Raw genomic sequence first — 11,982 nt, forward strand, 5'->3', positions numbered from 1 at the left:
AAGGGCATGAGCGTGATTGACAACATCATGACCGGGCGCAACCTCAAGATCAAGAGCAACCTTCTTTGGCAGGCGTTGCGGGTGGGGCCGGCCCAGCGGGAAGAAGAGATGCATCGCGAGGCGGTCGAAAAGATCATCGATTTTCTGGAGATCCAGGCCTACCGCAAGACGCCCGTGGGCCAATTGCCCTATGGCCTGCAGAAACGGGTGGACCTCGGGCGCGCACTGGCCATGGAGCCCCAGGTGCTGCTGCTCGATGAACCCATGGCCGGCATGAACGTCGAGGAAAAGCAGGACATGTGCCGTTTCGTGCTGGACGTGAACGAAGAATTTGGCACCACCGTGGTCCTGATCGAGCATGACATGGGCGTGGTGATGGACATTTCCGATCGCGTCGTGGTGCTCGACTACGGCAAGAAGATTGGCGACGGCACGCCCGAAGAAGTACGCAACAACGAAGAAGTGATCAGCGCCTATCTGGGCACCAGCCACTGACAGAGTCAACACCATGCAAAGACAAAACCAAGCACCCATTACGGCATCGGATAGTTTTTCAGGGGTGCCGCGCGGCGAGCCCGCAACAGGTCGGAGGCCGTAACCATGGGATTTTTCCTTGAAACCCTGTTCGCCGGCCTGATGGCCGGCATGCTGTATTCCCTGGTGGCGCTGGGCTTTGTACTGATCTACAAGGCATCCGGCGTGTTCAACTTTTCCCAGGGCGCCATGGTGTTGTTCGCGGCCCTGGCGATGGCGCGCTTTTCCGAGTGGATTCCGCTCTGGACCGGCGTGTCCAATCCCATCATCGCCAACCTGGCGGCATTTGTGCTGGCGGGGCTGGTGATGTTCCTCGTGGCATGGCTGATCGAGCGCTTGGTGCTGCGCCACCTGGTCAACCAGGAGGGCACGACCCTGCTGATGGCCACATTGGGCATCGGCTATTTTCTCGATGGAATCGGTCAGAGCATTTTTGGCAGCGATATCTACGAGATTCAAATTGGCATGCCCAAGGACCCTATCTTTTTGCTGGAGCGCCTGTTCCCGGGCGGCATCCTGGTCAACAAGGAAGACCTGTACGCGGCTCTGATTGCCGCAGTGTTGGTGGCCCTGCTGAGCGTATTTTTTCAGAAAACCATCACTGGCAGAGCCCTGCGCGCCGTGGCCGATGACCACCAGGCGGCGCAAAGCATCGGAATTCCGCTGAACCGCATCTGGTTCATCGTCTGGTGTGTGGCGGGCATTGTGGCCTTGGTCGCCGGCATGATTTGGGGCAGCAAATTGGGTGTTCAGTTTTCGCTGACCACGGTGGCGCTGCGCGCCCTGCCGGTGGTGATTCTGGGCGGGCTGACGTCGGTGCCGGGCGCCATCATCGGGGGCCTCATCATTGGCATGGGGGAGAAGTTGTCCGAAGTGTTTTTGGGTCCCTATGTGGGTGGGGGTATTGAAATCTGGTTCGCCTACGTATTGGCACTGGTGTTTCTCTTGTTTCGCCCGCAGGGTTTGTTTGGCGAAAAAATCATTGACCGGGTCTGATCGCACCATGAACGCACTGATCGCCATCGACGCTAACCCGCAGTCGGCACCCCTTGCCCACCATTGATCGAGTACCAACATGTTTTATAGAGAAAACGGGCAGTTCAAGACCAGCTACCGCAGCGATAGCCAGATCTTTCCCATTGCACAAGACCGTTGGGCCGTATTGCTGCTGATTGCTGCCGCATTTGTCCTGGTCCCGATGTTGAGCAGTGGCTACATGTTCCGGGCGATCCTGATCCCCTTTTTGATCATGTCGCTGGCTGCCTTGGGCGTCAATATCCTGGTGGGTTACTGCGGCCAGATTTCCTTGGGTTCGGGGGCGTTCATGGCGGTCGGTGCCTACGCCGCGTTCAATTTCTTTGTTCGGATTCCAGGTATTCCCTTGCTTGCGGCCCTGGTCCTGGGAGGCTTGTGTTCCAGTGCGTTTGGTATTTTGTTTGGCTTGCCGAGTTTGCGGGTGAAGGGGCTGTATTTGTCGGTGGCGACGCTGGCCGCACAGTTCTTCAGTGACTGGATGTTCCTGCGCATCAAGTGGTTTACCAATGACTCGCCGTCGGGTTCGGTGTCGGTGTCGGGGTTGCAGGTCCTGGGCATCCCCATAGAGAGCCCTGCATCCAAGTACTGGTTGTGCCTGTCCATTTTGACGGTGCTGGCGCTGATGGCCAAGAACCTGGTGCGCAGTGCGATCGGGCGCGAGTGGATGGCCATTCGCGATATGGACGTGGCGGCAGCGGTGATCGGTATCCGTCCCATGTACGCCAAGCTCAGCGCCTTCGCGGTCAGCTCCTTCATCGTCGGGGTGGCTGGCGCGCTGTGGGGCTTTGTCTACCTGGGCGCCTGGGAGCCCGCGGCATTTTCGGTGGACCTGTCGTTCAAGTTGCTGTTCATGGTCATCATCGGTGGCATGGGTTCCATCATGGGAAGTTTTTTTGGTGCCGGCTTTATCGTGGTGTTGCCCATCGCGCTGAACCGGTTCCTGCCCTGGTTTGGCTCGATGGTCGGCGTTGACATTTCGACGGCCGGCATATCGCATGCCGAACTGATCATTTTCGGCGCGTTGATCGTTTGGTTCCTGATTGTGGAGCCCCACGGTCTGGCCAAGTTGTGGTCCACCGGCAAGCAGAAATTGCGCCTGTGGCCTTTCCCTCATTGAATCTGTTGTGCAATCGGCAGTGGCTTTCGTTCGTTAACCCATAGGCATGCGAGTGCCAAACTTAAAGGAGACAACCATGAAAATTCCTCACATTGTCCTGGCAGGCGTCATCGCCGCGGCGAGCGCGGGCGCATTCGCGCAGGCCAAGGAACAGTTCTTTCCCGGACTACCCTATCGCACGGGCGCTTACGCGCCCAACGGCGTGCCATGGGCGAACGGCTACGCCGACTACCTCAAGCTGGTCAATGCGCGCGGCGGCATCAACGGCGTGAAAATCATTTATGAAGAATGCGAAACGGGCTATGACACCGCGCGCGGCGTCGAATGCTACGAGCGACTGAAGGGCAAACACGGTGGCGCCACTGTATTCCAGCCCTTGTCGACAGGCATTACCTTTGCCCTGACCGAGAAGGCACCGGTTGACAAGATTCCGCTCATTACGGCGGGCTATGGACGCAGCGAAAGCCAGGACGGTCTGGTCTTCAAATGGAACTTCCCATTGGCAGGAACCTACTGGCTGGCCGCCGACGTGCTGGTTCAGGCGATTGGCAAAAGAGAGGGCGGGCTCGACAAGCTCAAGGGTAAGAAAATTGCCCTGGTCTACCATGACTCACCCTATGGCAAGGAGCCGATCCCCCTGCTACAGGAACGCGCTGCCATGCATGGTTTCAACCTGCAACTGCTGCCGGTGACGGCGCCTGGCGTCGATCAAAAGTCAACCTGGTTGCAAGTGCGCCAGGCACGGCCTGACTACGTGCTGTTGTGGGGCTGGGGCGTCATGAACTCCACTGCGCTCAAGGAAGCGCAGGCCACCGGTTACCCGCGTGACAAGATGTACGGCGTCTGGTGGTCGGGTGCCGAGCCCGATGTCAAGGACGTCGGCGAAGGTGCCAAGGGCTACAACGCGGTCACCATGCAGCATGGTGCGGAACCGAACTCCGCTGTAGTCAAGGAAATCCTGGAAAAGGTCTTTGCCAAGGGTCAGGGGACCGGACCCAAGGAAGAAGTGGGCCAGGTGCTGTACATGCGCGGTGCCATGAGCGCCATGCTGGCAGTCGAGGGCGTGCGCCGGGCGCAGGAACGGTTCGGCAAAGGCAAGTGGATGAGTGGCGAGCAAGCACGCTGGGGCTATGAAAACTTGGCACTCGACCAGAAGAAGCTCGATGCACTCGGGTTTGCCGGTGTGATGCGTCCGATCAGCACCTCCTGCGCCGATCACATGGGCTCCAACTGGGCGCGCATCCACACCTGGGATGGCCACAAGTGGGCGTTTTCGTCGGACTGGCTGCAAGCCGATGAGCAGGTCCTCAAGCCGCTGGTCAAGAGTACAGCGGCCAAATACGCGGCCGACCACAAGCTGACACCGCGCACCCCCGCGGACTGCCAGAGCTAGAACGGGGTACAGCCCCGGGCTGCGCGCACTTCGAGTCGCTACGCCACCCCCCTTGCAGGGGGCAACACCGGCGGTCCGGCAGAGCCGGTCCCGCGGTGTTTCTGGAAGGGTGGCTTGCTTCGCTTGCCACTCGCCAAACGAAAGAGTCGCCCGCCGGGTCTTTCGTTTGGTCAACAAGGCTCAGTTATGGAACCTAAAAATATTGTTCTCAACGTCAACGGCATCGAGGTCATTTACAACCATGTCATTCTGGTGCTCAAGGGCGTTTCGCTGAATGTGCCGGAAGGGAAAATTGTGGCCATCCTGGGGGGCAACGGCGCGGGAAAGACCACCACGCTGCGCGCTATCTCCAACTTGCTGCAAGGCGAGCGGGGCGAGGTGACCAAGGGTTCCATTGAGTTGCGTGGCGAGCGCATTGAAAACCTCTCGCCGGCCGATCTGGTGCAGCGCGGCGTGGTACAGGTGATGGAGGGGCGGCATTGTTTCGCGCACCTGACCATCGAAGAAAACCTGCTGACCGGCAGCTACACGCGCAAGGACAAGGCGGAGATTGCGCGCAATCTGGACAAGGTCTACACCTACTTTCCCCGTCTCAAGACCCGGCGTACCAGCCAAGCGGCATACACATCGGGCGGCGAGCAGCAAATGTGCGCCATTGGCCGCGCCCTGATGGCCAACCCCAGCATGGTGCTGCTGGATGAACCCTCCATGGGTCTGGCGCCTCAGATTGTGGAAGAGGTGTTTGAGATTGTGAAGGACCTCAACCACAAGGAAAAAGTCACCTTCCTGCTGGCCGAGCAGAACACCAACATGGCCTTGAAGTACGCCGACTATGGCTACATCATGGAGTCCGGCCGCGTCGTGATGGACGGTGCGGCCAGCGACCTGGCCAACAACGAAGACGTCAAGGAGTTCTACCTGGGCGTGGGCGGCGGCGAACGCAAGAGTTTCAAGGACGTGAAGAGTTACAAACGGCGCAAGCGTTGGTTGGCTTGAGAAATATGACCCGCACGCGCCGACCTTACGCGGGATCGGGCCCGAGCCCGACACGCTTGTCCGCGGTGCATCACAGGAAAAAACCATGACAAAATATTTTGATGCGCAGGAAACGCGCGACCACACGGCACGCGAGAGCGCGTTGATGGCGGCACTGCCGGGCCAACTGGCCCACGCCAAAAATTCGTCGATCGCGCTGGGTCAGATTTTGAAAGACGTCAACCCGGCGGCGGTGAGCAGTCGGCAGGCCTTGGCGGGACTGCCTGTCACACGCAAGCATGAATTGCTGGAGCGCCAGCAGGCCAGTCGCGAGCGCGTGGGCGGCGATGTGTTTGGCGGATTCAGCACGCAGGTTTACGGCTCTCACATGCCGCGCATTTTTTCCAGCCCCGGTCCCATCTATGAGCCGGAAGGCGCGGCCAAAGACTATTGGCGCATGGCGCGCGCCATGTTTGCCGCGGGTTTTCGTCCGGGTGAGCTGATTCACAACTGCTTTAGCTATCACTTTGTGCCGGCCGGCTCGATGATGGAATCCGGTGCCCACGCGCTGGGCTGCACGGTGTTTGCCGGGGGCACCGGCCAGACCGAGCAGCAGGTGCAAGCCATCGCCCAGCTGCAACCCGCGGGCTATATCGGCACGCCCAGCTTTCTGAAAATAATTGTCGACAAGGCGGCCGACATGGGTGTGGCCTTGCCCAGCGTGAAGAAGGCGATGTTTGGCGGCGAGGCGTTTCCGCCGTCCTTGCGCGACTGGTTCGCCGAGCGCGGCATTGCCGGTTACCAGTGCTACGCGACGGCCGACCTGGGCTCGATTGCTTATGAGACCAGCGCTCGCGACGGCCTGGTGCTCGATGAGGGCGTGATTGTCGAGATCGTGCGGCCCGGCACCGGCGATCCGGTCGCGCCCGGCGAAGTGGGCGAAGTCGTGGTGACGACACTGAACCCTGACTACCCCTTAGTCCGTTTTGGAACCGGCGATCTGTCGGCCGTGCTGGCGGGGCCATGCCCCACGGGGCGCACCAACACCCGCATCAAGGGCTGGATGGGGCGGGCCGACCAGACCACCAAAATTCGCGGCATGTTCGTGCACCCAGGCCAGATCGCCGACATTGCGCGCCGCTTCCCCGAAGTGGCGCGGGTTCGTCTGGTGGTGACCGGCGAGATGGCCAACGACACCATGACGCTCAAGGTCGAGACCGCGTGCGCTGGGCCGGATGCGCTGGCCAGCAAGATTGGCGAGGCCATTCGTGACGTGACCAAGTTGCGCGGCCAGGTCGAGCTTGTTTTGCCCGGCAGCCTGCCCAATGACGGCAAGATGATTGAGGATGCGCGCAGTTACAAGTGACGCCACTTGGAAAACGTTTGAATCGCCATTTCACTAAGTAGTTTCCGTATTGCATCGCGGGCTTCAGCACGGTACGCTCACGGCATTAATGCATAAGGCGCTATGTCGTGAAACGTTTACTGGTTCTGGCCCTCGCGGTGACGGCCTTGTTTGCCAACGCGCAGGCTTACCCGGGTAGCAAGCCGATTTCCTTCGTGGTGCCGTTTGCCGCCGGTGGGCCGACCGACCGGGTCGCGCGCGATCTGGCGCAGGCCATGCGCAAGACCCTGCCCGGCGCCAACTTCGTGATTGAAAATGTCAACGGTGCGGGCGGCACGATGGGGGCGACCAAGGTGGCCAAGGCCAATCCGGATGGTCACACGCTGTTGCTCTGGCATATTGGCATGGCCTCCACCCCCGGCCTGTACCGCAAGCTGCAGTACAAACCGCTGGAAGACTTTGAGTACCTGGGCATGGTGAATGACGTGCCGATGACCCTGATTGGCAGGCCGCAGCTGCCCGCCAATACCTACCGTGATTTTGAAAATTACATCAAGGCCAACGGCGCCAAGCTCAACATCGCGCACGCCGGCCTGGGGTCGGCCTCCCATCTCTGCGGCCTGATGTGGCAGTCGGCCGTCAACGCCAAAGTGGCCATGGCCACCATTCCGTTTGGGGGAACCGCGCCGGCCATGACCGCCCTGGTTCGCGGGCAGGTCGATGTGCTGTGCGACCAGACCACCAACACGACGTCACAGATCGAATCCGGTCGGGTCAAGGCCTATGCCGTCACCACGGCCGGTCGGTTGACGAACCACAAGCTGCTCAAGGACTATCCGTCCTTGCAGGAGATGGGCCTGAAGGGCTTCAACCTGACGATCTGGCACGGTCTGTATGCCCCCAAGGGCACGCCGGCAGCGGTGCTCAAGCAGCTCAACGAGGCCTTGAAGCTGGCTTTGAAAGACCCGGAATTCATCAAGAAGCAAGAAGATCTGGGCGCGATTGTCGTGACTGATAATCGCATGGAGCCCGCCGGCCACAAGGCTTTCGTCGCTGCCGAAATCGAAAAACTCAAGCCCCTGATAGAAGCAGCGGGTAAATTCGCGGATTAACTCATGACTACAAATTTCAAATCATTTCGCCGTCTAGCCCTCGCCGTTTGTGCGGGAGCAGCTACTATTTCAATAGCAAGCACGGCTTTGGCGCAAACCCCATGGCCGACCAAGCCGGTGAAGATCGTGGTGCCATTCGCGCCCGGGGGCACCACCGACATCCTGGCCCGGGCGATCGCGCCCGAGTTGTCCAAGGCCTTCGGTCAGCCCTTCATCGTGGACAACCGGGCCGGTGCCGGGGGCAACCTGGGGGCTGATATCGTGGCCAAGTCGCCGGCGGACGGCTATACCTTGTTGATGGGCACCGTGGGCACGCACGGCATCAACAAGTCGCTTTACAGTCGATTGCCGTACGACCCGCAAAAAGACTTTGCGCCCATCACGCTGGTGGCGGCGGTGCCCAATGTGATGGTGATGCAAACGGAAAAGGCCAAAACGCTGGGCATCAACAATGTGCCCGACTTTATTCGCTACGCCAAAGCCCACCCCGGTCAGCTCAACATGGCGTCCAGTGGCAACGGCACCTCCATTCACCTGGCGGGCGAATTGTTCAAGTCCATGACCGGAACCTTCATGACGCACATTCCCTACAGTGGCTCGGGCCCCGCCATGATGGGCATGGTGTCGGGCACGGTGGATGTGATGTTCGACAACCTGCCGTCCGCCATGCCGCAGATCAAGGGCGGCAAGCTCAAGGCGTTTGCGGTCACGAGTTCCCAGCGTTCTGCCGCCATGCCCGAGCTGCCCACGATTGAAGAAGCGGCCAAGCTCAAAGGCTATGAGGCCAGTAGCTGGTTTGGCTTGCTGGCGCCGGCCGGCACGCCGCCAGCGGTCGTGTTGAAGCTTCAGCAGGAAACCGCCAAGGCACTCAACTCGCCCGCCATCAAGGAAAAGCTGCAGACCCAGGGTGCCATTCCCAGCGGCAACAGCCCTCAGGAATTTGCCAAGTTCATCGATGCTGAAATCAAGAAGTGGGCGCCGGTGGTCAAGGCGTCCGGCGCCAAGGTCGATTGACCTGGTGCGCACTGACCTAGCCGCCTAGCCGCGTATCGTGAACTGCGTCTTGATGCGCACTGTTTGGCCCCTTGTCTGTCTGATCGCTCCCGCCATGCTGACGGGCTGCGCCGACACCGACTACTATCTGCAATCGATTGGGGGCCACCTGCAAATGATGCAGGCGGCCCGCCCGGTGGCGCAGTGGCTGACCGATGAAAGTGTCGCCCCGGCACTGAAGCAGCGCCTGGCATTGGCCCAGCGCATTCGCCGCTTCGCCGTGACCGAACTCCACCTGCCTGACAACGCCAGCTACCAGCGCTACGCCGATTTGCAGCGTCGCTCGATGGTCTGGAACGTGGCCGCGGCGCCCGATTTGTCGCTCACCCTCAAAACCTGGTGTTTCCCGGTGACGGGCTGTGTCGGTTACCGCGGCTATTTCAGCGAGGCCGAGGCCCGTACCCAGGCCCAGGAGCTTGCCTCTGCCGGGTTCGAGACCAGCGTCTATGGCGTGCCCGCCTACTCCACACTGGGCTGGCTGAATTGGGCTGGCGGCGACCCCTTGCTCAATACCTTCATCCGCTACCCGGAAGGCGAGTTGGCCCGCATTATTTTTCATGAGCTGGCGCATCAGGTGCTGTATGTCAAAGACGACACCCTGTTCAACGAGTCCTTCGCCACGGCGGTGGAACGCCTGGGGGGCGAGCGTTGGCTGGCGGCTCACGGTTCAGCCGCGGCCAAGAAAGAGTACGCCGAGTTTGACGCCCGGCGCCGCCAGTTTCGGGCGCTGTCCATCGCCACGCGTCGCCGGTTGGCCCGTATTTACAAGGAAAATAAGTCGGCAGCCCCCGATAAACAGGCGCTTCTAGCTATGAAAAACATAGCAATGCAGGATTTTCGCGATGACTACGTCCGGCTTAAGAGCAGCTGGGGTGGCTATGCGGGTTATGACGCCTGGGTGGCGGGGGCCAACAATGCCGCGTTCGGCGCACAGGCGGCCTATGACGAGCTGGTGCCGGCGTTCGAGGCTTTGTTTGACGCGCAAGGCAAAGACTGGCAGCGGTTTTATGATGCAGTCAGACGTTTGGCGCAACTGCCTGCGATCGAGCGGGCACGGGCCCTGAAAAAAATACCAACGGAGTCTCTTAGTGGCTGATCTTCATATCCTGCGCCAGCACACGCTGGGCCTGTCAGCAGCCCGAAAAATTGCCTTCCAGTGGGCGGAGCACGCCGAGGAAGAATTCGGCATGACCTGTACCTACGAAGAAGGTAAAACGATGGATGAAGTTTGCTTCACACGATCGGGCGTCCACGGCACCTTGTCTGTCACCAAGGACAAGTTTGAACTCGACGCGAGACTTGGGTTTTTGGTCGGCGCGTTCAAAGCAAGGATCGAGAGCGAAATCGTGAAAAATCTGGATGACTTGCTGAAGGCCACGCCGCCTGCCAAAGCGCACGCTGCCAGAAAAAAATAACAAACAGGCCAACCGATGGCCCCCTTGACCGCCAGAGCCAGCGGGCTCCGGCAGGCGGTTCAGCGCAGGGTCCCCATCAGGTCAACGTATTGCTGCATGGCATCTTGGTTGGGCGTACCTTTGAAGCCATTCCAGGCATCCCATTTGGCGCGTCCCACCATATCGCTAAAGCCGGGTTTCTTGTCCGTGTTGTCGCCCACGCTGCCCTGCTTGTAAAGCCCGTACAGCTTGAGCAGGGTGGCGTTGTCAGGGCGCTCGGTCAGGTTTTTTGAATTGGCAACGGCGGCTTCAAATTTTGCTTTTAGATCAGACATGATTTCCTCTTAAGTGGTGTGGACAGCGCTGGCGGCGATGCCGCTGCAGTCTGTCCCGCAAAGTATCAGATAGGGCGAATACCCCACACACATGGGTATTTGCGCAGTATCTTACGGGGTGTTTTGCCTACAAAATAGGGAGCGTCCCCAAGAACTGTCGTTGTGCCATTTTGTCCCGTCTGGAGTTTTTATGGTTACCCGAATCATTGCTAAAAAAGTTGCCAAAAAGACCCCGCGTCAGTCGGCGGCCCAAGGCGTTGAGGAGAAGGTGTCCGATGCGGGTGGCGGCATCGGGGGCTTGACCGGCGAGCGCATGAGCAAGGTCGATACCGCCTGGCTGCGCATGGATTCCCCGACGAATTTGATGATGATCGTGGGCGTCTGGATCATCAAGCCGGGCGTCAGTTACCAGGCCGTGAGTCAACGCATTGAAGAGCGTTTGCTCAGGTACCCGCGCTTTGGCCAGCGTGTGCAGCAGGATGCAACCGGCGCCAGCTGGGTTCCGGACGCCGACTTCCATATTGAACGGCATGTGGTGGTCGAGAAACTGCCCCGCACGACAGCCGGTCGCGAGCAGCAGGCCTTGCAGGACCGGCTGGCCGAACTGGCGGTGCAGCCACTCGACATGAACCATCCGCTGTGGCAGTTTCACCTGGTCGAGCATTACCAGGGTGGCTCGGCCCTGATGGCGCGCATTCATCATTGCATTGCCGATGGCATTGCCTTGATTGCCGTCACGCAGTCGCTGGTGGACGGTGGCGCCGTGCCTCCTTCGCCCCATATCAAAAAATTGCATCACGCGGGGCTGGAAGGTGCCGAGGACTGGATTGCGGACAGCCTGATCAAGCCGTTCACGGATGTGACGGTGAAAGCACTTGGTGTGGCGGGTGATGGTGCCGTCAACGCCATGGAGATGATGATCGAGCCGAAAAAAGGCATCGAAAAGGGCATCGAGAAGGGCTTGGCCGGTTCGGTCGAGCTGGCGAAAATGGCGTACCAGGCCATGCGGGACGGTGCCGCGCTGGCGCTTATGCCCGACGACTCGCCTACCCGACTCAAAGGCATTCCCGGTCCGACCAAGCGCGTGGCGTGGTGCCAGCCGATTCCGCTGGAAGAAGTGAAGGCCGTCGGCAAGGCCTTGAACTGCTCCATCAACGATGTCTTGCTGAGTTGCGTGGCCGGCGCGATCGGGGCGTATCTCAAGTCTTTTGGCGATGAGATTGCGGGCAAGGAAATCCGGGCCATGGTGCCGGTGAACCTGCGCCCGATTGAAGACGCCCATAGCTTGGGCAATCGCTTTGGCCTGGCGCCCGTGGTCTTGCCGATCGGCGTGGAGAACCCGGTGCAGCGCGTCTACGAAGTGCGCCGCCGCATGAGCGAGATGAAAGGCAGCCTGCAGCCCCTGATGGCATTCGGTTTGCTGGCGGTGGCGGGCTTGTTGATCAAACCGGCGCAAGACGCCATGCTCAGCCTGTTCTCCAAGAAGACCACGGCCGTCATGACCAATGTTCCGGGTCCGCGCGAGAAGCTCAAGTTTTGCGGCGCCACCCTGGAGCAAAACCTGGTCTGGGTGCCTCAATCCGGCACGGTGGGTTTGGGGGTGTCCATCTTGAGCTACGGTGGCGGTGTGCAGTTTGGCGTGATCAGTGACGCAACACTGTGCCCTGATCCGCAAAAAATCATTGATGA

Annotated in this window: 12 protein-coding genes; 11 read left to right on the plus strand and 1 reads right to left on the minus strand. The window is 60.0% G+C overall.

Annotation, left to right across the window (positions count from 1 at the left end; translation table 11 throughout):
• From B3V69_RS19175 to B3V69_RS19220, 10 genes are all read left to right on the plus strand, one after another.
• Positions 1–495: ABC transporter ATP-binding protein (locus tag B3V69_RS19175; RefSeq protein ID WP_296448905.1), on the plus strand; the 495-nt coding region annotated here is incomplete at its 5' end.
• 105 nt (positions 496–600) lie between these two features.
• Positions 601–1,530, plus strand: coding sequence for a branched-chain amino acid ABC transporter permease (locus B3V69_RS19180; protein WP_296448908.1), 930 nt, complete (start codon positions 601–603; stop codon positions 1,528–1,530).
• A gap of 79 nt (positions 1,531–1,609) precedes the next feature.
• Complete coding sequence (locus B3V69_RS19185) at positions 1,610–2,686, plus strand: branched-chain amino acid ABC transporter permease (protein WP_296448911.1); 1,077 nt, start codon at positions 1,610–1,612, stop codon at positions 2,684–2,686.
• Between the two features lie 76 nt (positions 2,687–2,762).
• The gene (locus tag B3V69_RS19190) at positions 2,763–4,079 is read left to right on the plus strand and encodes an ABC transporter substrate-binding protein (protein ID WP_296448914.1); all 1,317 of its coding nucleotides are present in this window, start codon (positions 2,763–2,765) and stop codon (positions 4,077–4,079) included.
• 186 nt (positions 4,080–4,265) lie between these two features.
• On the plus strand, positions 4,266–5,075 hold the full coding sequence (locus B3V69_RS19195; RefSeq protein WP_296448918.1) for an ABC transporter ATP-binding protein: 810 nt from the start codon (positions 4,266–4,268) through the stop codon (positions 5,073–5,075).
• A gap of 85 nt (positions 5,076–5,160) precedes the next feature.
• Positions 5,161–6,420 (plus strand): phenylacetate--CoA ligase family protein, encoded by a 1,260-nt coding sequence (locus B3V69_RS19200; RefSeq protein WP_296448920.1) that lies wholly within the window; start codon positions 5,161–5,163, stop codon positions 6,418–6,420.
• A gap of 107 nt (positions 6,421–6,527) precedes the next feature.
• Positions 6,528–7,511, plus strand: coding sequence for a tripartite tricarboxylate transporter substrate-binding protein (locus B3V69_RS19205; RefSeq protein ID WP_296448923.1), 984 nt, complete (start codon positions 6,528–6,530; stop codon positions 7,509–7,511).
• 3 nt (positions 7,512–7,514) lie between these two features.
• On the plus strand, positions 7,515–8,525 hold the full coding sequence (locus tag B3V69_RS19210; protein WP_296448926.1) for a Bug family tripartite tricarboxylate transporter substrate binding protein: 1,011 nt from the start codon (positions 7,515–7,517) through the stop codon (positions 8,523–8,525).
• A 52-nt stretch (positions 8,526–8,577) separates the two neighbouring features.
• Positions 8,578–9,660 carry an aminopeptidase gene (locus B3V69_RS19215; RefSeq protein WP_296448928.1) on the plus strand — a complete coding sequence of 361 codons (1,083 nt, stop codon included), beginning with the start codon at positions 8,578–8,580 and terminating at the stop codon, positions 9,658–9,660.
• Positions 9,653–9,979 carry a polyhydroxyalkanoic acid system family protein gene (locus tag B3V69_RS19220; protein ID WP_296448933.1) on the plus strand — a complete coding sequence of 109 codons (327 nt, stop codon included), beginning with the start codon at positions 9,653–9,655 and terminating at the stop codon, positions 9,977–9,979. Before B3V69_RS19215 ends, B3V69_RS19220 begins: the two co-directional genes overlap by 8 nt.
• A gap of 59 nt (positions 9,980–10,038) precedes the next feature.
• Here the strand turns inward: B3V69_RS19220 and B3V69_RS19225 are convergent, their stop codons facing one another.
• Positions 10,039–10,293, minus strand: a complete 255-nt coding sequence (locus tag B3V69_RS19225; RefSeq protein ID WP_296448935.1) for an acyl-CoA-binding protein — start codon at positions 10,291–10,293, stop codon at positions 10,039–10,041.
• A gap of 190 nt (positions 10,294–10,483) precedes the next feature.
• Between B3V69_RS19225 and B3V69_RS19230 the strand changes: the two genes are divergently transcribed.
• A partial coding sequence (locus tag B3V69_RS19230; protein WP_349679236.1) for a wax ester/triacylglycerol synthase family O-acyltransferase occupies positions 10,484–11,982 on the plus strand: 1,499 nt, incomplete at its 3' end.

It is taken from the genome of Rhodoferax sp. UBA5149 (assembly GCF_002413825.1).
In the GTDB taxonomy this organism is placed as follows: domain Bacteria; phylum Pseudomonadota; class Gammaproteobacteria; order Burkholderiales; family Burkholderiaceae_C; genus Rhodoferax.

Bases quoted from the DNA above. Each gene is read 5' to 3' on its own strand.
- B3V69_RS19180 (WP_296448908.1), top strand. From the start codon at position 601: ATGGGATTTTTCCTTGAAACCCTGTTCGCCGGCCTGATGGCCGGCATG.
- B3V69_RS19185 (WP_296448911.1), top strand. From the start codon at position 1,610: ATGTTTTATAGAGAAAACGGGCAGTTCAAGACCAGCTACCGCAGCGAT.
- B3V69_RS19190 (WP_296448914.1), top strand. From the start codon at position 2,763: ATGAAAATTCCTCACATTGTCCTGGCAGGCGTCATCGCCGCGGCGAGC.
- B3V69_RS19195 (WP_296448918.1), top strand. From the start codon at position 4,266: ATGGAACCTAAAAATATTGTTCTCAACGTCAACGGCATCGAGGTCATT.
- B3V69_RS19200 (WP_296448920.1), top strand. From the start codon at position 5,161: ATGACAAAATATTTTGATGCGCAGGAAACGCGCGACCACACGGCACGC.
- B3V69_RS19210 (WP_296448926.1), top strand. From the start codon at position 7,515: ATGACTACAAATTTCAAATCATTTCGCCGTCTAGCCCTCGCCGTTTGT.
- B3V69_RS19215 (WP_296448928.1), top strand. From the start codon at position 8,578: ATGCGCACTGTTTGGCCCCTTGTCTGTCTGATCGCTCCCGCCATGCTG.
- B3V69_RS19225 (WP_296448935.1), bottom strand. From the start codon at position 10,293: ATGTCTGATCTAAAAGCAAAATTTGAAGCCGCCGTTGCCAATTCAAAA.